Genomic DNA, 23,652 nt, shown 5'->3' on the forward strand with positions numbered 1-23,652 from the left:
GGGCGGCGATGCGGAGCATCGGCGACCGACGACAACGCCGCGGACGCGCGTGCCGGACCCCGCGTCCGCGGCGTGATCCGAACGACAGCCCCTAGGGCCCGCCCGGCGCGGGCCCGTCCGTCCCGCCCGCGGGGCGGGGCCGACCCTCAGAGCGCCTTGAGCCCCTCCGCCGTGGCGCGGGCCAGTGCCGCCAGGTAGCCCTTGGGCAGCCCGGGGCTGCGGATCACCACCGAGCGCCAGTACAGGGGGCCGGAGATCAGGTCGAGGGCCAGGTCGTGGTCGATGCCCTCGCGGACCTCGCCGCGCCGCTCCGCCGCCGCGACGATGCCGCTGGCGACCCCGTCCTGGCCCTCCCGCAGGGCCTTGCGCAGGGCCTCGGCGATCTCCGGGTTGCGGGCCGCCTCGGCCTGGAGGTCGGGGATGACCTGCGAGGCGACCGGGTGGCGCAGCGCGCGGGAGGTCACCTCGTACAGCAGCCGCAGGTCCTGCTCCAGCGCGCCGGTGTCCGGCGCGGGCAGGCCCTGCACGGCGAGCGCCGAGACGATGTCGAGGACCAGGTGCAGCTTGGAGCGCCAGCGGCGGTAGACGGCGGTCTTGCCGACGCCCGCCCGGCGCGCGATGCCCTCGATGGACATCCGCGCGTAGCCCACGGCGGCGAGTTCCTCGAAGACGGCCGCCCGGATGGCTTCCGTCACGTCCGCCCGCAGCACGGCCGCCCCCGCGGGGGCCCGGCGGCGCGGACGCGGCTGCGGCTCGTCGGCGTTCGTCGTCATGCCGCCCAGCATAGGGCGCGGCGACGATACGGTGCCGTCCTCACGTAAACCCCGCTCCCCGCGTTACGCCGAAACGGTTGCGTCCCGACGTACGTTCGGCCTACGCTGCCGTCGCGACGATACGGTCCCGTTCTGACGTATCGACATCGCAGGACACCCCCCTTGAGCGAAAGCAGCGGATGTGAGCCAGGTCCTCGACACACCGCCCCCGACGACGGTCCCGGCCGACGGCGACCTCGCGGCCCTCGCCGCCCGCCACGGCCTCTCGGTCAGCGGCGCCCGGCCCTCCCTGCCCGCGTACGTCCGCCGGCTGTGGGCGCGGCGCCACTTCATCGGCGCGTTCGCCACGGCCAAGCTCACCGCCCAGTACAGCCAGGCGAAGCTCGGCCAGGTCTGGCAGGTGATGACCCCGCTGCTGAACGCGGCGGTCTACTACTTCATCTTCGGCGTGCTGCTCCAGACCAAGAAGGGCGTGCCGGACTACGTCCCGTTCCTGGTCACCGGCGTGTTCGTCTGGACGTTCACGCAGAGCTCGATCATGGCCGGCACCCGCGCCATCTCCGGCAACCTCGGCCTGGTGCGGGCCCTGCACTTCCCGCGCGCCGCGCTGCCGCTGTCGTTCTGCCTCCAGCAGCTCCAGCAGCTGCTGTTCTCGATGGCCGCCCTCGTCGTCATCCTGCTCGCCTTCGGCGTGCCGCCGGCCGCGTCCTGGCTGCTGGCGGTCCCGGTGCTGGTGCTCCAGTTCACCTTCAACGCGGGCGTGTCGATGGTCCTGGCCCGGGTGGGCGCCAAGACCCCGGACATCGCCCAGCTGATGCCGTTCGTGCTGCGCACCTGGATGTACGTCTCGGGCGTGATGTGGAGCATCGACCACCTGGTCGCCGACCGCGAGGGCCTGCCGTCCTGGGTCGGGCCGGTGCTCCAGGCCAACCCGGCCGCGGTCTACATCGACCTGATGCGCTTCGCCCTGATCGACAGCTTCGACGCGAGCCGGCTCCCGGCCCACGTGTGGGCGCTCGCCGCCGGCTGGGCGCTGCTCGCCGGCGTCGGCGGCTTCATCTACTTCTGGAAGGCTGAGGAGACGTACGGCCGTGGCTGACAACACCGCGCACACCGGCAGGATCCCCACCGTCGTCGCCGACGGCGTCGACATCGTCTACCGGGTCAACGGCACCGGCGCCGGGCGCGGCTCGGCGACCGCCGCCCTCAACCGCATCCTGCGCCGCAAGCAGGCCGAGAAGGCGGCGGGCGTGCGCCGGGTGCACGCCGTGCGGAACGTGTCGTTCGTCGCGTACAAGGGCGAGGCGATCGGCCTGATCGGCACCAACGGCTCCGGCAAGTCGACCCTGCTGAAGGCCGTCGCCGGACTGCTCCCCGTGGAGAACGGCCGCATCTACACCCACGGCCAGCCCTCCCTGCTCGGCGTGAACGCGGCCCTGATGAACGACCTGACCGGCGAGCGCAACGTGCACCTCGGCGGCCTGGCGATGGGCATGTCCCGCGAGCAGATCAGGGCGCGCTACCAGGAGATCGTCGACTTCTCCGGCATCAACGAGAAGGGCGACTTCATCACCCTGCCGATGCGCACCTACTCCTCGGGCATGGCCGCCCGGCTGCGGTTCTCCATCGCCGCCGCCAAGGACCACGACGTCCTGCTCATCGACGAGGCGCTCGCCACCGGCGACCGCTCCTTCCAGAAGCGCTCCGAGGCCCGCATCCGCGAGCTGCGCAAGCACGCGGGCACGGTGTTCCTGGTCAGCCACAACAACAAGTCGATCCGCGACACCTGCGACCGGGTGCTGTGGCTGGAGCGCGGCGAACTGCGCATGGACGGGCCGACGCAGGAGGTCATGAAGGAGTACGAGGCGTTCACCGGCGACAAGGCCAAGCCGAAGCCGGCGTCGAAGCCGGCCCCGAAGCCCGCGCCGAAGCCGGCTCCCGAGCCCGCGCCGAAGCCGGCCGCCGGGCCCGTACCGAAGCCCGTACCGGAGCCCGCGGAGGCGCGGCCGGCCGGCGCCTCCTGAGTCCTGCGCGAGCCCTCCGCACGTCCCTCGCGGGGCGCAGCCCGACCGGCCGTCTCATCACATTGATGACACTATGACCGCATACGGCGCGTCTGGAGCGACGAGACGAAGGAGTGCCCGCGATGCCCGAGCTCAGCGTCATCGTCCACGGGCCCAACACCCAGGACCACCTGACGGCACTGCTCGACTCGCTCGCCGCCCACCCCCGGCCGGACGCCGAGGTCGTCGTCGCCGCGGTCGGCGACTGGGCCCGGGAGACGGCCGAGCGGCACGTGCCGGACGTCCAGGTGGTGCCGCTGCCGGACGGCACCGGCGACGCGGACTCCCGGGCGGCCGGGGCGGAGCGGGCCACCGGCCGCTGGCTGCACTTCGTGCACGCCAAGGACGGGCTGCCGGCCGGCGCCCCGCGCACGGTCGCCGGGCGCGCCGCCGAACTCCCCGACACGGTCGACGTCCTGCTCGTGGACCACGTCCGCAGCACCTGGCACACCACCGGCCTGCCCTCCCCGGACGGGCCGCTGCTCGCCCGCGCGGGCCGCGCCGGCCTCGCCCTCGACGACTGCGCGCCGCTGCTGCGCCTGACCCCGCTGCTCGGCACCCGCGTGCTGCGCGCCGGTTTCTGGCGGGCCCACCAGGAGTGGTTCGCCACCGACGACGAGCCGTTCGCCGCGTACGCGGCCCTGCTGCTGGCCGACCGCGTCGCCTGCCTGCCGCACGTCGCCCACGAGGACCGCCGCCTGCGCCCCGCGAGCCTCCCGCCGGTCACCGACGCGCAGCGCCACGCCCTCGTCGACCGCTACGAGACCCTCCTCGACCTGACCCGGGACCGCCCGGCCGCGCACGCCGCGCTCTACGACGTCATGGTCCGCGACCTGCTGCGCACCTTCGCCCGCGGCGGCATGCCCGACCCGGTGGCCCGGGAGTTCTTCCGGCGGGCCTCCCTCGCCGCCGTGCGCCGCCGCCCCGAGGGCCACCGCCGCCCCGCCGGCCCCGAAGGCGTCCGCCGCGCCCTGCTCGAGGAGGGCGCCTACACCAAGTACCGGGCCTTCCAGGCCGCCAACCGCGCCCGCCGCGCCGCCCGGACGGCCGTACGGACCCGCCGGCGCCAGGCCGGGGCCCTGCTCCGCGACCACCGGTACCGCGCGGCGCTGAGCCGCCCGGTCGACCCGCACCTGGCCGTGTTCGCCGCCTACTGGAACCGGGGCGTGGCCTGCAACCCGGCCGCCATCGCCGCCAAGCTCGCCGAACTCGCCCCGCAGATCCGCCCGGTGTGGGTGGTGACGGCGGACAACGCGGCACTGCTGCCGCCCGGCACCGACCACGTCGTGCCCGGCAGCCGCCGCTACTGGGAGGTGCTGGCGAGCGCCAAGTACCTCGTCAACAACGTCAACTTCCCCAACGAGGTGGTCAAACGCCCGGACGCCGTCCACGTCCAGACCCACCACGGCACCCCGCTGAAGCGGATGGGCCTGGACCAGATGCGGTTCCCGGCGGCCGCGCAGGGCCTGGACTTCAAGGCGCTGCTGGAGCGGGTCGACAAGTGGGACTACAGCGTCTCCGCCAACAGCCACACCACCCGCATGTGGCAGCGGGCCTACCCGGCCCGTTTCGTCTCCCTCGACCACGGCTATCCGCGCAACGACGTCTACTACACGGCCGGCGCCGCCGACGTCCGCGCGGTCCGCGAGCGCCTCGGCATCGCGCCGGGCCGCCGGGCGATCCTGTACGCGCCCACGCACCGCGACTACGAGGCCGGCTGGACCCCGCGCCTGGACCTCGCCGCCCTCGCCGACCGGCTCGGCGAGGACACCGTCCTGCTGGTGCGCGGCCACTACTTCTACGACGGCGCGGCCTCCCCGCTGACGGGGCTGCGCCGCACCGGCCGGATCGTCGACGTCTCCGCCTACGACCCGGTCGAGGAGCTCTGCCTGGCGGCGGACGCCCTGGTCACCGACTACTCGTCGATCATGTTCGACTACGCCAACCTCGACCGCCCGATCGTGGTCTACGCCGACGACTGGGAGACCTACCGCACCACCCGGGGCGTCTACTTCGACCTGATGGCCGACGCGCCGGGCCCGGTCGCCCGCACCGAGGAGCGGCTGGCCGAGCTGCTCACCACCGACGCCTGGCGCGACGAGTCCGCGGCGAAGGCCCGGGCCGTCTTCCGGCGCCGGTTCTGCGAGTTCGACGACGGCCGCGCCGCCGAACGCGTCGTACGCCGGGTCTTCCTCGGCCGGCCGGAGGAGGAGCTGCCGCCGGTCCTGCCGCTGGAGGAACGCACCCCGGCGCCCACCCCCGAGGAGGCGACCGCATGAGCACCACGCCCGACGTCACCGTCACGGTCATCGTCCACGACGACGCCGAGCGCCTCCCCCGCGCGGTCGCCTCCGTGCTGCGGCAGACCCACGAGAACATCGAGGTCGTCATCAGCGACGACCACTCCACGGACGAGACCCCCGAGGTCGCCCGGCGGCTGGCCGCCCGGGACCCGCGCGTCCGCGTGCTGCGGCTGGCGCGGAACAGCGGCGGCTGTTCCGCCCCGCGCAACCGCGCCCTGGAGATCGCCCGGGCGCCGTACGTGATGTTCCTCGACAGCGACGACGAACTCCCGGAGCGGGCCGTGGAGTCGCTGCTGGCCGCGCACCGCGCCCGCGAGATCGACTTCGCGATGGGCGCGGTGGAACGCGTCCGGGTGGACACCGGCCGCCGCTCGACGTGGATGCCGCACCTGGTGGCCGAGCACCGCACGCTGGACGGCATCGAGGCCGACCCGCGGCTGTTCTTCGAGCACCTGGCGACCAGCAAGATGTACGCCCGCGCCTTCCTCGACCGGCACGGCCTGCGCTTCCCGGAGGGCATCCACTACGAGGACCAGCTCTTCTCGGCGCAGGCGTACTGCCTGGCCAAGGCGTTCACCATCGTGCCCGAGCCGGTGTACCGCTGGTACGTGGCGCCGTACGCCGCCTCGGACGCGGCGTCCATATCCAACCAGCGGCACCTGCTCGGCAACGTCCGCGACCGCGTGCACGTCCAGCGCCTCATCGACGCGTTCCTGGCCGAGAGCGGGCACGAGTCGCTGCGCGAGGACAAGGACCACAAGTTCCTCAAGCACGACTTCCGCATGTACGCCGGGGACCTGCCGTTCCGCGACGACGCCTGGCTGGCGTCCTTCGCCGAGCTGGTGAACCCCTACCTCGCCACCCTGGCCCCCGGCGCGTACGCCCGTCTGCCGCGCGCCGAACGGGTCGTCGTCCAGCTGGTGCGCGACCGCCGCCTGCCGGAGGCGCGGCTGGCGGCGCTGGGCCTGGGCCACGGCGTGGCGCCCCGGACGGTGACGGTGGACGCCTCGGGCCGGACGTACTGGGGCGAGCGCGTCCCGGCGGACGCCTGGGCGCGCCGCGAACTGGACATCACCGACCTGGAGCTGGACACCCGCCCGTTCTTCAGCGCGCAGTTCCGCCACGAGATCACGGACCTCAGGCACGGGTCCGGCGCCTGCGTCGACCTGACCGTCCGCACGTACGACCCCGGGCTGCGCCTGCCGGTCGGCCCCCGGCGCGCGACCCTCCTCCTGGCCCCCGGCCGGCGCCGGATGAGGGTCCCGTTCCGCCTCTCCCCCGTGCGCCCCGGGGTCTTCGAGGGCCGCGTCCGCCTCGACCTGGCGGCCGCCCCGCTCCCCCTGCACGGCTTCGACGGCGTACGCCATCCGCTGCTGCGCCTGGAGCACCAGGGCCTGGCCCACACCGGGCTGCTGCTGGCTCCCCTGGACGTCCCGCCGCTGACCGCCCGCGTCGCCTACCACCGCGGGGCGTCCCCGCACCGGCTCACGGTCGAGCCGGAGCGCCACGGCCCGGGCCGCCTCCAGGTGCGGTGGGAGCCGGTCGGGGTGACGGCACGGGTGATCCGGCCGGTGGTGCGGCGGGTGGCGCGGCCCCGGGTGCAGCGGGCGGTACGGCTGGTGGCGGGCCTGCTGCGGTAGGGCCGCGGGCGGCCGTGCCCGGGGCCGGCGGGCGGGCGCGGCCCGGCGGCCCGGCGGCGCTCACAGCGGGCTCGACGTGCGCTCCCCCTCGGCGTCCGCCGGCGTCCCGCCCCCGGGCCCGTCGCCCCGCGCCGCACCCCCGCGGGCCCGGTACCACAGCCGTTCCAGGGCCAGCGGCACACCGGTCACGGGGACCAGCCACACCGGGACGTACAGCCGGTCCCGTTCGACCGCGAGCGGGTGGGCCACCGTGCCGGCGACCCCGACCAGGCCCACGGCGATCACGCACAGGGCGACCGGCACCGACCGCCGCCACAGGCCCCACGCGCCCACCGCGAGCAGGAACAGCAGCAGGGGTGCCAGGGCCTCCTGCTGGAGCCACTGCCACCAGTAGTGGAGGTTAAGCCGGGCCAGGGCACGCCACGGGTCGGCGATCCGGGGCCGGGTCCAGTGCAGGGTGAAGGTGTCCTGGAGCGAGTCGGTGAGGCCGGGCAGGCGCAGGGCCCTGCTCAGCGCCAGCGCGGCCAGGGTGCCGCCGGCCGACAGCGCGGCCAGCCACCGGGTGCCGCGGTGCCGGGTGCGGGGGACGAGGAGCAGCGCGGCGCAGGCGGCGGCCGCCAGCAGCGGGGCCGCCATCAGGAAGGTGGAGTACTTGACGGCGAGTCCGAGCCCCAGCGCCGCCGCGAACAGCACCGCGCCGGGCAGCACCCGCCCGCGCAGCAGCCACACCGAGGCCAGCAGCAGCGCGGTCAGCACCGCGAGGGCGGGTCCCTCGGTGAGCGGTCGGCCGCCCCAGGCGGCGAGCGGCGTCACGTAGCAGAGGACCTGGCCGAGCAGCGCGGCGGGCGGCGGGGCCCGCAGCGCGCGCAGCAGCAGGAACACGAGGTACCCGGCGAGCGCGGTGCAGGCGAGCGCGACCAGCGTGAGGCCCGCCTTGGCGCCGAGCAGCGCCACGAAGGGCGCGGCGGCCAGCGGGTAGGCGGGCCGGGTGGTGAAGATCCGCTCGTAGCGCGGGTCGGTGGGGACCAGCCCGCCCGCGTACTTCTCCTCGCAGCGCGCCGCGTACGCGGCCCGCCGGCCCGGCTCCCGGAACGTCAGCTGGCCGAGCAGGCGCTCGCGGTGCACGAGCCGGGCCGTGTCCGCGCAGTAGGCGGCGACGGCCTTGCGGGTGGCCTCCTGCCGGGAGTCGCCGAGGAACGCGTACGCCATGCGGGCGTAGCGGTAGGAGTCGTTGGAGAAGCGGGTCGCCGGGTAGCCGAAGACGTGCAGCAGCACGAAGGCCGCCGCGACGAGCGCCGGGAGCGCCCGCGGCGGCCGGCGGCGCGCACCGGGTGCCGGCCCGTCCTCGCAGAAGTCGTCGCTCACCCCACCAGCCTGAGCCGGAAACGGCGGGCGGGGACGACGGCGCCCCGGGCCGTCACGACCCGGGGCGCCCTCGCACACGGACGGCCTACGAATGCGTCCTCAGGAGCGTGCGCATGGTGCGCATCGCCACCGACAGGTTGGCCAGGTCGAACGCGTCCGAGCCCTGGATCTCCTCCAGCGTGGTGCGGGCCCGGCCCAGGATCGCCGCGTTCTTCTGCTCCCACAGCTTGAAGCGCTGCTCCGGCGTGGACGAGCCGTTGCCGACCGCCAGCACGTCGGCGGTGAGCGCCGCGTGGGCCGCGTACAGGTCCTCACGGATCGCCGCGCGGGCCATGGACTGCCAGCGGTCCGCGCGGGGCAGCTCGATGATGCGGTCCATGAGCTGGGTGATGCGCAGCCGGTCGGCGAGGTCGTAGTACACCTCGGCGACGTCCAGCGGCTCCTTGCCCGTGCGGTCGGCCACCGAGACGATGTCGAGCGTCGGGAAGGCGGAGGAGAAGCCGGCCACGCGGGTGGCGAGTTCGACCGGCACGCCGGCGCCCGTCAGCTCGTCGTGGATGTGCTGGTACCACTCCAGGTCCGCGCCGCGCAGCAGCTTCGGCAGCTGCCCCCAGACCTGCTCGACCCGCTCGGCGAAGAACTCCACCGTCTCGGCGAGCTGGAGCGGCTGCGGCCGGTTGTTGAGCAGCCAGCGCGTGCCGCGCTCCACCAGGCGGCGGGAGTGCAGCCGGATGCGGGTCTGGACCTCGGCCTCGACCTCGGTGTCGAGCTCCTCCACCGCGTCCCACACCGGGTAGGCGCGGAAGATCGCGCGGGCCGCGGTCTGCGCCCGGACGATCTCCTCCAGGGAGGCGCCGGTCTCCTCGCGCAGGCGGTGCAGGTACGTCGTACCGCCGGTGTTGACCGTGTCGTTGACCAGCACGGTCGTGGTGATCTCGCGGCGCAGCGGGTGGCTGTCGATGCGGTCGGGGAACTGCTCGCGCAGCGCGGCCGGGAAGTAGCAGTGCAGCAGGCCGCGCAGGTAGGGGTCGTCGGGCAGCGAGGTGTGCAGCAGCTCCTCGGCGACCGTGATCTTCGTGTACGCCAGCAGCACGGCGGTCTCCGGGCCGGTCAGGCCCTGCCCGGCGGACAGCCGCTCGCGGATCTGCCGGTCGGTCGGCAGGAACTCCAGCGCCCGGTCGAGGTGGCCCTCGCGCACCAGGTGCTTCATGAAGCGCTGCTGGGCGTGGAGCATGTCCTTGGACTGGGCGAGCGCGTTGGCGATCGCCGTGTTCTGCGCGTAGTTGTTGCGCAGCACCAGGGAGCCGACCTCGTCGGTCATCTCGGCGAGCAGCTTGTTGCGCTGCTTGACGGTCATGTCGCCGTCCGCGACGAGCCCGTTGAGCAGGATCTTGATGTTCACCTCGTGGTCGGAGGTGTCCACGCCCGCACTGTTGTCGATGGCGTCGGTGTTGATCCGGCCGCCGTGCAGCGCGAACTCGATCCGGCCGAGCTGGGTCAGGCCCAGGTTGCCGCCCTCGCCGACGACCTTGACGCGCAGGTCGCGGCCGTCGACGCGGATGGCGTCGTTGGCCTTGTCGCCGACGTCGCCGTGGGACTCCGTGGACGCCTTGACGTACGTGCCGATGCCGCCGTTCCACAGCAGGTCCACCGGCGCCCGCAGGATGGCCCGCATCAGGTCGGCCGGGGTCATCTTGGTGACCTTGTCCTCGATGCCGAGGGCCTCGCGGACGTGGGCGTTGACGGGGATCGCCTTGGCCGTGCGCGGGAAGACGCCGCCGCCGGCCGACAGCAGCCCGGTGTCGTAGTCCTCCCACGACGAGCGGGGCAGCTCGAACAGGCGGCGGCGCTCGGCGTAGGAGACGGCCGCGTCCGGGTTCGGGTCGAGGAAGATGTGCCGGTGGTCGAAGGCGGCGACCAGGCGGATGTGCTCGGAGAGCAGCATGCCGTTGCCGAACACGTCACCGGACATGTCGCCGATGCCGACGACCGTGAAGTCCTCGCTCTGGGTGTCGACGCCGAGCTCCCGGAAGTGCCGCTTGACGGACTCCCAGGCGCCGCGGGCGGTGATGCCCATGCCCTTGTGGTCGTAGCCGGCCGAGCCGCCGGAGGCGAAGGCGTCGCCGAGCCAGAAGTGGTACGTCTCGGCGACCTCGTTGGCGATGTCGGAGAAGGTCGCGGTGCCCTTGTCGGCGGCGACGACGAGGTAGGTGTCGTCCTCGTCGTGCCGGACCACGTCGGCCGGGGGCACGACCTCGCCGGCCACCATGTTGTCGGTGATGTCGAGCAGCGCCGAGATGAACGTCCGGTAGCTGGCGATGCCCTCCGCCATCCACGCGTCCCGGTCCACGGACGGGTCGGGCAGCTGCTTGGCGACGAAGCCGCCCTTGGCGCCGACCGGCACGATGACGGTGTTCTTCACCATCTGCGCCTTGACCAGGCCGAGGATCTCGGTGCGGAAGTCCTCGCGCCGGTCGGACCAGCGCAGGCCGCCGCGCGCGACCTTGCCGAAGCGCAGGTGCACGCCCTCGACGCGCGGCGAGTACACCCAGATCTCGAACGCCGGGCGGGGCGCGGGCAGGTCGGGGATGGCCTGCGGGTCGAACTTCATGGAGACGTAGTCGTGCGGCGCGCCGCCGTCGTCCTGCTGGAAGAAGTTCGTGCGCAGGGTCGCCTTGATGACGGTGAGGAACGACCGCAGGATCCGGTCCTCGTCGAGCGAGGCCACCTGGTCCAGGGCCGCGTCGACCTCCTCCAGCAGCGCGTCCACGATCTCGTGCCCGGCGCGCTGCCGGTCCGGCGACATCCGCGCCTCGAACAGGGAGACGAGCAGCCGGGTGGTGTGGACGTTGTTGCGGAGGGTGTCCTCCATGTAGTCCTGGCTGAAGGTGGAACCGGCCTGCCGCAGGTACTTGGCGTACGCCCGCAGCACCATCGCCTGGCGCCAGGTCAGCCCGGCGCTGAGCACGAGGGCGTTGAAGCCGTCGTTCTCCGCCTTGCCGGTCCAGGTCGCGGCGAAGGCGTCCTGGAACCGCTCGCGGGCGTCGTCGCCGAAGGCGGCCGTGCCGCTCTTGGGACGGGGCATGCGCAGGCCGAAGTCGTAGATCCAGGCGACGCTGCGGTCCGCGCAGCGCAGTTCGTACGGCCGCTCGTCGACGACCTCGACGCCGAGCCGGTTGAGGACCGGCAGCACCGCCGACAGGGAGATGGCGTCGCCCCGGCGGTAGATCTTGAACCGGCGCTCCTCGGGCGCGGCGCCCACCGGCTCGTACAGGCTGAGCGCGAAGTTGCGCTCCTCGTCGAGCTGTTCGAGGTGGACCAGGTCGGCGACCGCGGCGCGCGGGGAGTGGTCGGCCTTGTAGCCCTCGGGGAAGGCGTTGCCGTACCGGCGCAGCAGTTCGGCGGTGCGCTCCTCGCCGAGCTCGGCGTTGAGCGCCTCGGCGAAGCCGTCCGCCCAGGAGCGGGCGGCCTCCACCAGGCGGGTCTCGATCCGCTCCTTGTCGTTGTCGGTCAGGTGCGGCAGTTCGGTGCCCTGCGGGACGCGGACCACGAAGTGCAGCCGGGAGAGGATCGACTCGGTGTTCCAGGCGGTGAAGTCGACGCTGGTGCCGCCGAGTTCCTCCTTGAGGATGTCGATGATCCGCAGGCGCACGCCGGTGGTGTAGCGGTCGCGCGGGAGGTAGACGAGGGCGGAGTAGTAGCGCCCGTACTCGTCCTGCCGCAGGTACAGGCGCAGCCGGCGCCGCTCCTGGAGGTACAGCACGGACGTGACGATGGCCTGGAGTTCACCGGCGGGCGTCTGGAACAGCTCGTCGCGCGGGTAGGTCTCCAGGATCTGCAGCAGGTCGCGGCCGTCGTGGCTGTTGGGCGAGAAACCGGCCCGCTCCAGGACCTCCGCGACCTTGCGCCGGATGACCGGGACGCGGCGCACCGACTCGGTGTAGGCGGCGGAGGAGAACAGTCCGAGGAAGCGCCGCTCGCCGACGACGTTGCCGTCCGCGTCGAACTTCTTGACGCCGATGTAGTCCAGGTACGACGGCCGGTGCACGGTCGCCCGGCTGTTGGCCTTGGTCAGCACGAGCAGCTTGTGCTCGCGCGCCTTGGCCCGGGCGTCGGCGGGCAGCCGCTCGAAGGACGGGCTGACCGGGTGGTTCTCGTCCTCGGCGTGGTGCGGGTCGGAGCGCAGGATGCCGAGGCCGGTACCGGGGACGGCGGCCAGCGAGTCGTCGTCGCGCAGCTGGTACTCGCGGTAGCCGAGGAAGGTGAAGTGGTCGTCGGCCAGCCAGCGCAGCAGCTCGCGGGCCTCCTCGACCTGCGGTCCGGGCAGGTCGGCGGGGACGGGCTCGTCCGGCAGGTCGTCCGCCAGCCGGGTCGCGGCCTCGCGCATCTTGCCCCAGTCCTCGACGGCCTCGCGGACGTCGGACAGCACGCGCAGCAGGTCGGCGGTGATCTGCTTCAGGTCGCCGCGGTCGGTCTCGCGGTCGATCTCGACGTGGATCCAGGACTCGACGTGCGCGTCGTGCGGGAGGTCGCCGGTGGGCCGGGTGGGCAGCACCTCGATGAGCCTGCCGGTGACGTCGCGCCGCACCACGAACTGCGGGTGGATGACGACGTGGATGCCGCGCCCCTGCCGCGTCAGCTCGTTGGTGACGGAGTCCACCAGGAAGGGCATGTCGTCGGTGACCACCTCGACCACGGAGTGGCTGCACGTCCAGCCGTTCTCCTCGACGGTCGGGGTGTGGACCCGGACGTTGGCCGTGCCCTGCGGGCGGTTCTCGGCCAGCCGGTAGTGCGACACAGCGGCCCCGTAGACGTCGACCGGGTCACGGTCGGTCAGGTCCTCCGGGGCGGTGTGCAGGTAGTAGCGCTGGAGGAACGCGAGGACGGACTCGCTGTCCGGGGTCTCCGGAGTGCCCTCGCTCGTCGTCCCGGTCGGTAGGTACCCCCCGACCGGGCTGTTCTCAGCTACCCGGGCGGCCCTTTCGAGCAGCTCGGCCTTGGCTTCGTCCAGCTTGGTCTGCATTGTCCTCTGGCTCCTGTCGCGCGCCGTTGCGTGACGTAGAAGGAAGTTCGGTCTCTGCGCTCACGACCGCATGCCCTGGCCCGGGGTGTCCGGTCCGTTCCGACGCTATGCCGCGAGGTGAGAGGAGCGGGGGTGTATGAGCCATTTTCGAGCCGACCGACGGGTGTGACGCCGCTCTCGGCGGCGCCTTGACCGGTGGAGTGCTCGGCGCCCCGGGAAACCTCGTCGTCCCGTCCCGCCCGCGAAGACCAGCGACCGCCGCCCGGTCACGGATGTCGTCCGTGCTCTCCGGGCGCAGGGCAGGGACGGTGACGTCCCCGCGAACTATCGCGCTGATCACGCCACCAAGGCTATCGCTCCTTACAGGGGGCCCGTCATGAGCCGTATGTGTACAAAACCGGGGGTGGAAGTTTGACGTTCTGCACAGTGCGCGCTTACGGACGGTGGGCCCCCGCCCGGTCCGTGCCGACCGCCGGACGCGCGTGCTCCGGGTCCGCCGCGCCCGGGGGCCGGACCCCGCCGCGACTCCGCCGTGGCCGCCCCGGGCGGCCGTGCCGCCGGGCGTCCCCGTCCCCGCCCCCGCTGTGTCCTCCGCACGCTCCGCGTCCTTCCGCCACACCCTCCGGCGAACCCGTCGTCCGGGTCCGCCGGGGTCCCCGCACCCTGCCGCGGCCCTCTGCCGGCCGTGGTCCGGGCGGCCCGACCGGCCGCCGCGTCCCCGCGTACCCGGGCATCGGGCCCGTATGCGGGCCGCCCGCGCGAACCACCCGGACGGCCCGGCTCCCGTCGCCCCACCGGGCCGCCGTCGTCGGAGGTCGGACGGTCACCGGACCGCCGTCCGGGCGTCGGACGATCGCCGGGCAGCCGTCCGGGTGCTGGACCGCCGTCCGGGTGCCGAGCGGCCGTCCGGGTGCCGGGCCGTCGCCGGGCGGCCGGCCGGGGGCGGGAGTCTCCGGACAGCCGGCCGGGGCGGGAGTCTCCGGGCGGCCCCGTCCTCAGGCCGCCAGCCGCTCCGCCTCCGCGACGGCCTCCTCCAGCGTGTCCACCACGGGCGCCCCGACCCCTTCGAGGCTGGCCCGGCTGTGCGACCCGCCGGTGTACAGCACGGCCCGGGCGCCCACGTGCAGCGCGGCCAGCGCGTCGTCGGCGGCGTCCCCGATCACCACCGTGCGCTCCGGGTCCACGCCGGTGAGCGCTTTCAGGTGGCGCACCATGTGCTCCGCCTTGCTGCCCCCGGACGGCCCGGTCCGCCCGTCGACCCGGACGAAGTGCGCCTCGATCCCGAAGCCCCGCACGAGCGGCACGAGCTCCTCGTGCACGTACATGCTGAGGATCGACTGGCTGCGCCCCGCCGACCGCCAGCCCGCCAGCAGCTCGGCCGCGCCCTCGGTGAGCCCGCAGGTCACCCGGTGCTCGGCGTAGTACCGGTGGAAGACGCCGTCCATCAGTTCCCACTCGGCACCGGTCGGCAGCCGCCCCATCAGCCGCTCGTAGAACTTCGGCACCGGCACGCAGTACAGCTCCCGGTACTGCTCCAGCGTGAGCGGCTCCAGCCCCAGCTCGCCGAAGGCCGCGTTCGTCGCCCCGATGATCGCGTCGATGTCGTGGAACAGCGTCCCGTTCCAGTCCCAGACGATGTGCGCCCCAGTCAGCTTCCCCATGCCCTAGAACGTACCCGGCGCCGCGGGCGGACAAAGAGGGCGGCGGGTCCGCGGGGTGCCCGACCGTCCGGCCGGTGCGGGAGCGGGGCCGGGGCGGGGCGCCTCAGCCGCCGAGGCCCACCAGGTTCGGGATCTCCTGCGTGGCGTACCACAGCAGCTCGTGGTCCTCGGCCCCGTCCACGACGAACTGCGCGTCGTCGTCGCCGCCGTCGGCCGCCGGCAGCGCCTCGGCCGCCGCCGCCACGTCCTCCTCGGCGTCCGCCGCGTCCACGTGCACCGCGGCCGCCTTGGCCAGCGCCACGGTCCCGTCGACCCGCACCTCGCCGAGCGCGGCCGGGTCCAGCGCCCGGTCGGGGTCGGTGCTCGCCGCGCGGTCCGGTACGTCCACGGCCACCACGACCCGGCGCCGCGGCGCCCCGGGCTCGGCCGCCAGCAGCCGCAGCGAGGCCAGCGCGGCCCGGCTCAGCGCGGCGTACTCCAGTTCCTCGATGTCGTCGGAGAGGTACCACTCGCGCAGCGCGGGCGTCACCGCGTAGGCGACGAGCCGCCCGGCCCCCAGCTCACCCGTCCTGTGGGCCTCGGCGAGACCGGAGAGGGTCAGGGGGACGTAGACGCGCATGATCGGCCGCTTTCGTCGTCGGGGGCTCCGCGGAAGCCCCGGTGAGGGCGCTCCCGCCCTGCCCGGAGGGCCTTCAGGATACGTGCGGGCGTCCCCTTTCGGGTCCCCGCCCGCCCGCCGCCGGACGTCCGTCCCGGGCCGGCCGCCCACCCGGTGCGCCCCGGCGTCCCGGGCCTCCCCGCCCCCTCCGTCACCCGGATAAGTGAATCCCCCCGGGCCCGGCACCGCGCCGCGCCGCTCCTTGCCCCGGCCGGCCACCGCCCCGTACAAGATCACCGACCGCAAGTTACCGCCCGGTACGCCGGGGACCAGAGAACGGGGACGCAGATGAACAAGGTCATGACCAGGGCCCAGCGCCGCCCGGGCACCCGCCCTCCGGCCCGCCGCGGCCCGGGCCGCCCCGGGGGCGTCCCGCCCCGCACCCCTGGCGGGGACGCGCCCCGCACGGCCCCGGGCGACAACGACCCGCCCGGCGCACCGGGCCGGACGGCCGCCCCCCTCCGCCCCACGGCGGGCCGTCCGCCGGCCGGCCCGGGCCGGGCGGCGCCGCGGGCCGCCCGCACCGCCCGGACCCTTCCCGCGACCGGCGTGCTCGAGAGGCCCGGGCCCGCCGCGGCCACCGGCAGCACCCCGGTGACTCGGCCCGAGCCGCCGGCAGGAGACCGGCCGGCCGCCCCTCGGACCGGCGGCCGGCCGGCGGGACCCCGGGTCGACGGCCACGCGCCGGGCTCCCCGGCCGGCGGCCGGCCGGCCGTCCCCGCCCCGGTCGCCCAGCCCTTCCCCACCGACCTCTTCGCCGACCGTCTCCTCGCGGTCCTCAGCGGCCAGCGCCCCGTCCACTGGATGCTCCGGCACACCGCGGGCCGTGCCTACGACGAACTCGCCTGGCTCGCCGAGCGCAGCCCCCTGCGCGCCCGCGGCACCCGGCCCGTCGTCCGGGACATCGGCCACTTCGAGCCCCGCCCCGGCGCCATCGAAGCGTTCGCCCGGATCGGGGCCGGCGACCAGGTGCGCGCCATGGCGTTCCGTCTGGAGCGCGGCCGCGACCGGCGCTGGCGCTGCACGGCGGTGGAACTGGGCGGCCCCCGCATGCCCCGCGCGGCCCGCGACGACCGCGACTGAGCCCCGCGGCCGGGCCCGCCCCGGCCCGCGCCCCCGCACGCCGAAGGGCCGGGCACCCCGGGTGCCCGGCCCTTCGAACCGCTACGGCGTCGCCGACGCCGTCACTTCTTGCGGCGCCGCCCGCCCTTGGCCTGCTTGCGGCGCTCGGCACGCGTCAGACCGTCGGCCGAGGACCGCACGGGCTCCTCGTCCTCGGCGTTGAACTCGCTCTCGACGACGCCGCCCTCACCGTCCACGGTCGGCGCCGTCAGGTGCAGGTTGCGCCGCTGCGGGGCGTCGAGCCCCTTGGCGCGGATCTCCGGACGGGACGCGCCCGCCTGCGCCGGCACGCCGTCCTGCTTGGTCAGGTCCGGCCGGGCGTCCTCGACCGGGACCTCCTCGACCTGCTGCTCGACCTGGACCTCCAGGTTGAACAGGTAGCCGACGGACTCCTCCTTGATGCCGTCCATCATGGCCTGGAACATGTCGAAGCCCTCGCGCTGGTACTCGACCAGCGGGTCCTTCTGCGCCATGGCGCGCAGGCCGATGCCCTCCTGGAGGTAGTCCATCTCGTAGAGGTGCTCGCGCCACTTGCGGTCCAGGACCGACAGCACGACCCGGCGCTCCAGCTCGCGCATGATCTCGGAGCCGAGCTGCGCCTCGCGCGCCTCGTACTGCTCGTGGATGTCGTCCTTGACGGACTCGGCGATGAACTCGGCGGTCAGACCGGCCCGGTCGCCGGCCGCCTCCTCCAGCTCCTCGATGGTGACGTTCACCGGGTAGAGCTGCTTGAAGGCGCCCCACAGCCGGTCCAGGTCCCAGTCCTCGGGGAAGCCCTCGGCGGTCTCGGCCTGGACGTACGCGTCGATGGTGTCGTCCATGAAGTGGCGGATCTGCTCGTGCAGGTCCTCGCCCTCCAGGACGCGGCGGCGCTCGCCGTAGATGACCTCGCGCTGCCGGTTGAGGACCTCGTCGTACTTCAGGACGTTCTTGCGGGTCTCGAAGTTCTGGGTCTCGACCTGCGCCTGGGCGGAGGCGATCGCGCGGGTGACCATCTTGTTCTCGATCGGCACGTCGTCCGGGACGTTCGCCATCGACATCACGCGCTCGACCATCTGGGCCTTGAACAGCCGCATCAGGTCGTCGCCGAGGGAGAGGTAGAAGCGGGACTCGCCGGGGTCGCCCTGGCGTCCGGAACGGCCGCGCAGCTGGTTGTCGATGCGCCGCGACTCGTGCCGCTCGGTGCCGAGGACGTAGAGGCCGCCGAGCTTCTCGACCTCCTCCTTCTCGGCCTTGACCGCCTCCTCGGCCCGCTTCAGGGCCTCGGGCAGGGCGTGCGCCCACTCCTCGATGTGCTCCTCCGGGTCGAGGCCGCGCTGCCGCAGCTCCGCCTCGGCGAGGTCCTCGGGGTTGCCGCCGAGCTTGATGTCCGTACCGCGGCCGGCCATGTTCGTGGCGACGGTGACGGCGCCCTTGCGGCCGGCCTGGGCGACGATCTGCGCCTCGCGCTCGTGGTGCTTGGCGTTCAGCACCTCGTGCTGGATGCCGCGCTTGCTGAGCTGCTGCGAGAGGTACTCGGACTTCTCGACGGAGGTGGTGCCGACGAGGATCGGCTGGCCCTTGCGGTGCTTCTCCTCGATGTCGTCGACGACGGCCTCGAACTTGGCGACCTCGGTCCGGTAGATCAGGTCGGACTGGTCCTTGCGGACCATCGGCCGGTTCGTCGGGATCGGGACGACGCCGAGCTTGTAGATCTGGTGGAACTCGGCGGCCTCGGTCATCGCCGTACCGGTCATGCCGGAGAGCTTGTTGTAGAGGCGGAAGAAGTTCTGCAGGGTGATCGTGGCGAGCGTCTGGTTCTCGTCCTTGATGTCCACCCCCTCCTTCGCCTCGATCGCCTGGTGCATGCCCTCGTTGTAGCGGCGGCCGGCGAGGATACGGCCGGTGTGCTCGTCGACGATCATGACCTCGCCGTCGATGACGACGTAGTCCTTGTCCTTCTTGAAGAGTTCCTTGGCCTTGATGGCGTTGTTCAGGTAGCCCACGAGCGGGGTGTTCACCGACTCGTAGAGGTTGTCGATGCCCAGCCAGTCCTCGACCTTGGCGACACCGGACTCGTGGATGGCGACCGTGCGCTTCTTCTCGTCGACGTCGTAGTCGCCGGTCTCCTCGATGCCCTTGAGCGGGTTGCCGGGCTCGCCGCGCTTGAGGCGCCTGACCAGCTTGGCGAAGTCGCCGTACCACTTGGTGGCCTGGTCGGCGGGGCCGGAGATGATCAGCGGCGTACGGGCCTCGTCGATGAGGATGGAGTCGACCTCGTCGACGATGGCGAAGTTGTGGCCGCGCTGGACGAGTTCGTCCTTGGACCAGGCCATGTTGTCGCGCAGGTAGTCGAAGCCGAACTCGTTGTTCGTGCCGTACGTGATGTCGCACGCGTACATCTCGCGGCGCTGGGCCGGCGTCATGTTCGCGAGGATGCAGCCGACCTCCAGGCCGAGGAACCGGTGGACGCGGCCCATCATCTCGGAGTCGCGCTCGGCCAGGTAGTCGTTGACCGTGACGATGTGGACGCCGTCGCCGGAGAGCGCGTTCAGGTAGGCGGGGAGCGTGCCGACGAGCGTCTTGCCCTCACCGGTCTTCATCTCGGCCACGTAACCCATGTGCAGCGCGGCGCCGCCCATCATCTGGACGTCGTAGTGCCGCTGGCCGAGGACGCGCTTGGCGGCCTCGCGGACGGTGGCGAACGCCTCGGGCAGCAGATCGTCCAGGCTCTCGCCGTCGGCGTACCGCTGCTTGTACTCATCGGTGAGGGCCCGCAGCTCGGCGTCGGAGAGGTCGACGAAGTCCTCTTCGATGGAGTTGACCTGGTCCGCGATGCGGTGCAGCTTGCGCAGGATCTTGCCTTCGCCTGCACGCATGATCTTCGAGAGGACGGACACGGGGGTTGGTCTCCTTGCCGGTCGGGCCTGGGACGGTCGGTTACCACTTGACGTACTGAGCAACGGCCATCGTATGCGAGGACCCCGCCGCGCCGGGAGGCCTGCCGTGACGCGACCGTCCGCCGCGTCGTCCGATTTCACGTCTGCTTCGAAGGGGACAACGTCCGGGCGCCTCCGATGGTGCCGCACCGCGCCGGCGATGTGCGCGAACCGTGACCACCCGGTCACCGCGTGCTCGCCGGATCTCCCCTCGCACGGCACCGGGCACTCCTCCCGAGCACAATCGGCCGATGGACCCCGTCACGCTGACCACCGACCGCCTCGTCCTGCGCCCGGTCGGCCCGCAGGACACCGGCGCCGTGTACGCCGCCTGCCAGGACCCCGACGTCCAGCGCTGGACCACGATCCCCTCGCCGTACCTGCGCGAGCACGCGCGGGGCTTCACGGAGCAGCTGGTCCCCGACGGCTGGGCGAGCGGCTCCCTGTTCACCTTCGGCGTCTTCCTGCCCGCCGGCGACCTGACGGCCATGCTCGGCCTCACCCTGCGCGCCCCGGGCGTCGCCGAGATCGGCTACTGGGCCGTCAGGGAGCACCGCGGCAACGGCTACGTCACGGAGGCCGCCCTGGCCGCCTGCCGCTGGGCGTTCACGCAGGCCTCGATCGACCGGGTGGAATGGCGCGCGGAGCTCGGCAACCGGGCGTCGCGCGCGGTGGCGGAACGCGCGGGCTTCACCGTCGAGGGCACGCTGCGCTGCGCGCTCGACAACAAGGGCGTCCGCCGCGACTGCTGGGTGGGGTCCCTGCTGCCGTCCGACCTGGGCCTGCCGTCGACGGCGCCGTACCTGCCGGCCCCGGAGCGCTGACGGCCGTGCCCGGGAAGGGCCGCGTCCAGCGGTGTCGGCTCCTGTCCTTCCCCTCTCCTCCCGGTTGTCAGTGCCACCCCCTATCGTGCGGACCATGACGACCCCGCGCCCCTTCGCAGAGCTCTCCGCAGACGAGGCCCGCCGCATCGCCCTGCGGGCCCAGGGTCTGCTCGGCACCCCGAACCGCAAGGCCGGCGTCCGCGGCATACTCCGCCACCTGGGCGCGGTGCAGCTCGACACCATCTCGGTCCTGGCCCGCTCCCACGAACTCGTCCCGTACGCCCGCCTCGGCGCCGTGGGCCGCACCACCGTGGAGCACGCGTACTGGAAGGACACGCACGCCTTCGAGTACTGGTCGCACGCCGCGTGCATCCTCCCCGTCGAGGAGTGGCCGCACTTCGCCTTCCGCCGCCGCGCCTACCGCGCCCGCCCGCACTGGAACCACGATCTCCCCGACGGCACCTACGACCAGGTCCTCAAGCAGCTGCGCGCCGAGGGCCCGCTGACGGCCACGGAGCTGGGCGGCGCCAAGCGCACGAGCGAGTGGTGGGACTGGTCGGGCACCAAGGTCGCCGTCGAGCGCGCCCTGATGCACGGCGAGGTGGTGTGCGTCGAGCGCCGCGGCTGGAAGCGGGTGTACGACCTGGCCGAGCGGGCGATCCCCGCCGCGCTGCTGCACGACGAGCTGGACGACACCGAGTGCCTGCGCCGCCTGGTCCGCCTGGCCGGCCGGTCCCTCGGTGTCGGCACGCGCGCGGACATCGCCGACTACCACCGGCTCAAGGCCGAGCAGGTCGACGCGGTGATCGCCGACTCGGGCCTGGTCCCGGTCACGGTCGAGGGCTGGGGCAAGCCGGCCTGGGCCGACCCCGAGGCCCTGGCGACACCCCCGCGCGGCCGCCACCGCACGACGCTGCTGTCCCCCTTCGACTCGCTGATCTGGGAACGCGCGCGCACCGAGCGGATCTTCGGCTTCACCCACCGCCTGGAGGCCTACGTCCCCAAGCCCAAGCGGGTGCACGGCTACTTCGCGATGCCCGTCCTCGCCGGCGGCCGCCTCGTCGGGCGTGTCGACCCGGCCCGCGAGGGCCGCACCCTGGTCGCCAGGCAGGTCACGCTGGACGGGGCGAAGGCGGTCCCGGCGGTGGCGCAGGCGCTGGTCGAGGCGGCGAGCTGGGTGGACTGCACGGACGTGCGTGTGGAACGCGTCGACGCGCCCGACCTGCGCGACCCCCTGACCGGGGAGCTCGCCCGCCTGCTCGCCTGAACCGCGGCGCGGCGGCCCCGCGACGGCGGCGGCCCGCGACGCGGCAAGGGCGGCTCAGCGGCGCGGCAGGGCGGCAGGGCGGCGGCTCAGCGGATCTCGAGGATCTTCTCCCGCATCGCGTAGACCACGGCCTCCATCCTGGAGTGCAGCTGGAGCTTCTCCAGGATGTTGCGCACATGGTTCTTCACGGTGTTCTCGGAGATGAACAATTCCTTGGCGATGTCGCGGTTGTTCATTCCCGTGGCGACGAGCTTGAGGACCTCCAGCTCACGGTCCGTCAGCCGGGGCGCGGGCACGAGCCGGCGCTCGTCGGTCCGCTGGATCATCGACTTGAACTCGGTGAGCAGCTTCGACGCCATGGAGGGGCTGATCTGCGACTGCCCGTCGGCCACCGCGCGAATGGCGGTGGCCACCTCGTCCGTGGAGATCTCCTTGAGGAGGTATCCGGTCGCGCCCGCCTTGATCGCCTCGTAGAGGTCGGCTTCCTCGTCGCTGATCGTCAACATGATGATCTTTGCGCTGGGCGCCACCTCCTTGATGGAGGTGCACGCCTCGATCCCGCCCCGCTTGGGCATCCGCACGTCCATCAGGACGATGTCGGGCAGCAGGTCGGCGGCCTTCTCCACGGCCTCGGCGCCGTCGCCCGCCTCGCCGACGACCTGGATGTCCTCCTCGGCCGCGAGCACGATCTCCAGACCGCGGCGGAACAGGGCGTGGTCGTCCACGACCAGGACTCTGATCGGCTCCTTGCGTGGAGAGCCCGCCTCCGGGCCCATGCCGACGACGCCGTCGTCGGCGCCCTCGTCACGCATCGGTCCGAAGCTGTCCGCCATCGTGTCCTCCCCCTGAGGCCGCGGCCTGTGGTCCTGAGCCATCGCCAACCCAAGGCAACGGCCCACCGGTTGAGCCGTTGCCGGCCATGATTTCATGCCCGGGCGGCACCGGGGTGACAGCACGGGACGCTCAGTGGTCGCACACCGGTGCCCCTGGGGGCGCACGCGCGCTCCAGGGGCACCGGATCCGCTGTCACTCCGGCACGGTCAGCCGCCGAGCGCACCGCCCGCCTCGGGGGAGTGCGCCTGCGTCACCATCGTGTCCGTCCTGAGGTGGATCACTCCGTAGTCGTAGGCGTGCCGCCGGTAGACGACACTCGGTTCCTTGGTCTCGGAGTCGACGAACAGGTAGAAGTCGTGCCCGACCAGTTCCATCTCGTAGAGCGCCTGGTCGAGGGTCATCGGGGCGGCGACGTGGGTCTTCTCGCGGACGACGAGGGGGCCTTCACCCTGCACCTCCAGCGAGCCGATCTTCTTGGTGGGTACGGCTTCCGGCTCCTCCTGCGGAGCGACCAGGCCGTTCCCGTCGAGCGTCGCCACGCCCGGGACGTGGTCGGCGACCTCGGCTGCCGGGATCCGGCGTGCACCGCGCCGCGAGAACCGCTTGTCGTGTTGCTTGCGCAGCCGGGCTTCCAGCTTCTCCGCCGCCAGGTCGAGCGCCGCGTACGGATCGCTCGCCGCGGCCTCCGCCCGGATCACCGGACCGCGCGAGTGGAGCGTGATCTCCACTCGGTCCGAACGGTCGGCCTGTCGGGGGTTGGGCTCCTTGGACACCTCGACGTCGAGGCTGATCACCTTGCCGTCGAGCTTCTGGATCTTCTCCAGCTTCAGCTTGTCGGCCACGTGCTTCCGGAACCGCTCGGGCACCTCGGTCTTGCGGCCCTTGACGACGATGTCCACGCAGAACTCCGTTCCCGGATCACTCCGCATCGACGGCGGAGCATCTCCCTTTTGCACCAGGTTCCGGTGAGTCCCGGAACCTCGGACTCGGTGACGTCCACCTCCTCCCCGGCGGACGAGATCCGCACTCCACCGTTGCGGGTGATTGCGAGAATCCCGCGGCACGGCATTCCGATTGGAGAGGCGTGGCCTGCGGCTTTCCCTCACAACCGAACATATCTCGCCCGGACGGATGGCGTCACCCTCTACTGCGACGTACCTCCGTTCCGGTGAATTGGCCTTGTTATTACCTGCAACGACGT

Annotated in this window: 15 protein-coding genes; 7 read left to right on the forward strand and 8 right to left on the reverse strand. The window is 73.0% G+C overall.

All coding sequences use genetic code 11. The features are described from left to right. Nucleotides 1–146: 146 nt before the first annotated feature. Nucleotides 147–773: a TetR/AcrR family transcriptional regulator gene (locus ACIF8T_RS38630; RefSeq protein WP_400041933.1), complete on the reverse strand. Its 627-nt coding sequence runs from the start codon at nt 771–773 to the stop codon at nt 147–149. Between the two features lie 181 nt (nt 774–954). On the opposite strand from ACIF8T_RS38630, the gene ACIF8T_RS38635 reads away from it, so the two are divergent. From ACIF8T_RS38635 to ACIF8T_RS38650, 4 genes are all read left to right on the forward strand, one after another. Continuing rightward, nucleotides 955–1,872 (forward strand): ABC transporter permease, encoded by a 918-nt coding sequence (locus ACIF8T_RS38635; RefSeq protein ID WP_400041935.1) that lies wholly within the window; start codon nt 955–957, stop codon nt 1,870–1,872. Next, the gene (locus ACIF8T_RS38640; RefSeq protein ID WP_400041937.1) at nt 1,865–2,797 is read left to right on the forward strand and encodes an ABC transporter ATP-binding protein; all 933 of its coding nucleotides are present in this window, start codon (nt 1,865–1,867) and stop codon (nt 2,795–2,797) included. The genes ACIF8T_RS38635 and ACIF8T_RS38640 overlap by 8 nt, the downstream gene beginning before the upstream one ends. Before the next feature lie 122 nt (nt 2,798–2,919). Continuing rightward, nucleotides 2,920–5,115, forward strand: coding sequence for a CDP-glycerol glycerophosphotransferase family protein (locus ACIF8T_RS38645; protein ID WP_400041939.1), 2,196 nt, complete (start codon nt 2,920–2,922; stop codon nt 5,113–5,115). Continuing rightward, complete coding sequence (locus tag ACIF8T_RS38650; RefSeq protein WP_400041941.1) at nt 5,112–6,779, forward strand: glycosyltransferase; 1,668 nt, start codon at nt 5,112–5,114, stop codon at nt 6,777–6,779. The genes ACIF8T_RS38645 and ACIF8T_RS38650 overlap by 4 nt, the downstream gene beginning before the upstream one ends. Before the next feature lie 60 nt (nt 6,780–6,839). Here ACIF8T_RS38650 and ACIF8T_RS38655 read toward each other — a convergent pair whose 3' ends face one another. The 4 genes from ACIF8T_RS38655 to ACIF8T_RS38670 form a co-directional block, all read right to left on the reverse strand. Further along, nucleotides 6,840–8,144, reverse strand: coding sequence for a hypothetical protein (locus ACIF8T_RS38655; protein WP_400041943.1), 1,305 nt, complete (start codon nt 8,142–8,144; stop codon nt 6,840–6,842). An 85-nt stretch (nt 8,145–8,229) separates the two neighbouring features. Next, nucleotides 8,230–13,167: an NAD-glutamate dehydrogenase gene (locus tag ACIF8T_RS38660; RefSeq protein ID WP_400041945.1), complete on the reverse strand. Its 4,938-nt coding sequence runs from the start codon at nt 13,165–13,167 to the stop codon at nt 8,230–8,232. 995 nt (nt 13,168–14,162) lie between these two features. Next, complete coding sequence (locus ACIF8T_RS38665) at nt 14,163–14,828, reverse strand: HAD family hydrolase (RefSeq protein WP_400041946.1); 666 nt, start codon at nt 14,826–14,828, stop codon at nt 14,163–14,165. A 103-nt stretch (nt 14,829–14,931) separates the two neighbouring features. Beyond that, a complete protein-coding gene (locus ACIF8T_RS38670) occupies nt 14,932–15,447 on the reverse strand; it encodes a DUF6912 family protein (protein WP_400041948.1) in 516 nt (171 codons plus the stop codon). 327 nt (nt 15,448–15,774) lie between these two features. Here ACIF8T_RS38670 and ACIF8T_RS38675 point away from each other — a divergent pair, with 327 nt between their 5' ends. Beyond that, on the forward strand, nt 15,775–16,569 hold the full coding sequence (locus ACIF8T_RS38675) for an Rv3235 family protein (protein WP_400041950.1): 795 nt from the start codon (nt 15,775–15,777) through the stop codon (nt 16,567–16,569). A 101-nt stretch (nt 16,570–16,670) separates the two neighbouring features. On the opposite strand, the gene secA is transcribed toward ACIF8T_RS38675, so the two are convergent. Next, a complete protein-coding gene (secA, locus tag ACIF8T_RS38680; RefSeq protein WP_400041952.1) occupies nt 16,671–19,487 on the reverse strand; it encodes a preprotein translocase subunit SecA in 2,817 nt (938 codons plus the stop codon). A 290-nt stretch (nt 19,488–19,777) separates the two neighbouring features. On the opposite strand from secA, the gene ACIF8T_RS38685 reads away from it, so the two are divergent. Beyond that, nucleotides 19,778–20,350 (forward strand): GNAT family N-acetyltransferase, encoded by a 573-nt coding sequence (locus ACIF8T_RS38685; RefSeq protein WP_400041954.1) that lies wholly within the window; start codon nt 19,778–19,780, stop codon nt 20,348–20,350. A gap of 94 nt (nt 20,351–20,444) precedes the next feature. Beyond that, nucleotides 20,445–21,617 (forward strand): winged helix-turn-helix domain-containing protein, encoded by a 1,173-nt coding sequence (locus tag ACIF8T_RS38690; RefSeq protein ID WP_400041956.1) that lies wholly within the window; start codon nt 20,445–20,447, stop codon nt 21,615–21,617. Nucleotides 21,618–21,703: 86 nt separating this feature from the next. Here ACIF8T_RS38690 and ACIF8T_RS38695 read toward each other — a convergent pair whose 3' ends face one another. Continuing rightward, the gene (locus tag ACIF8T_RS38695) at nt 21,704–22,450 is read right to left on the reverse strand and encodes a response regulator (RefSeq protein ID WP_400041958.1); all 747 of its coding nucleotides are present in this window, start codon (nt 22,448–22,450) and stop codon (nt 21,704–21,706) included. Nucleotides 22,451–22,657: 207 nt separating this feature from the next. Further along, nucleotides 22,658–23,350 carry a ribosome hibernation-promoting factor, HPF/YfiA family gene (hpf, locus tag ACIF8T_RS38700; protein ID WP_400041960.1) on the reverse strand — a complete coding sequence of 231 codons (693 nt, stop codon included), beginning with the start codon at nt 23,348–23,350 and terminating at the stop codon, nt 22,658–22,660. Between the last annotated feature and the right edge of the window lie 302 nt (nt 23,351–23,652).

It is taken from the genome of Streptomyces sp. NPDC085946 (assembly GCF_044540485.1).
Classification (GTDB): Bacteria; Actinomycetota; Actinomycetes; order Streptomycetales; family Streptomycetaceae; genus Streptomyces.

Excerpts from the sequence above, each read along its gene's own strand:
- ACIF8T_RS38695 (WP_400041958.1), bottom strand. The coding sequence starts at position 22,450 with ATGGCGGACAGCTTCGGACCGATGCGTGACGAGGGCGCCGACGACGGC.
- ACIF8T_RS38660 (WP_400041945.1), bottom strand. The coding sequence starts at position 13,167 with ATGCAGACCAAGCTGGACGAAGCCAAGGCCGAGCTGCTCGAAAGGGCC.
- ACIF8T_RS38665 (WP_400041946.1), bottom strand. The coding sequence starts at position 14,828 with ATGGGGAAGCTGACTGGGGCGCACATCGTCTGGGACTGGAACGGGACG.
- ACIF8T_RS38675 (WP_400041950.1), top strand. The coding sequence starts at position 15,775 with ATGAACAAGGTCATGACCAGGGCCCAGCGCCGCCCGGGCACCCGCCCT.
- ACIF8T_RS38630 (WP_400041933.1), bottom strand. The coding sequence starts at position 773 with ATGACGACGAACGCCGACGAGCCGCAGCCGCGTCCGCGCCGCCGGGCC.
- ACIF8T_RS38670 (WP_400041948.1), bottom strand. The coding sequence starts at position 15,447 with ATGCGCGTCTACGTCCCCCTGACCCTCTCCGGTCTCGCCGAGGCCCAC.
- ACIF8T_RS38690 (WP_400041956.1), top strand. The coding sequence starts at position 20,445 with ATGACGACCCCGCGCCCCTTCGCAGAGCTCTCCGCAGACGAGGCCCGC.
- ACIF8T_RS38650 (WP_400041941.1), top strand. The coding sequence starts at position 5,112 with ATGAGCACCACGCCCGACGTCACCGTCACGGTCATCGTCCACGACGAC.
- ACIF8T_RS38685 (WP_400041954.1), top strand. The coding sequence starts at position 19,778 with ATGGACCCCGTCACGCTGACCACCGACCGCCTCGTCCTGCGCCCGGTC.
- ACIF8T_RS38645 (WP_400041939.1), top strand. The coding sequence starts at position 2,920 with ATGCCCGAGCTCAGCGTCATCGTCCACGGGCCCAACACCCAGGACCAC.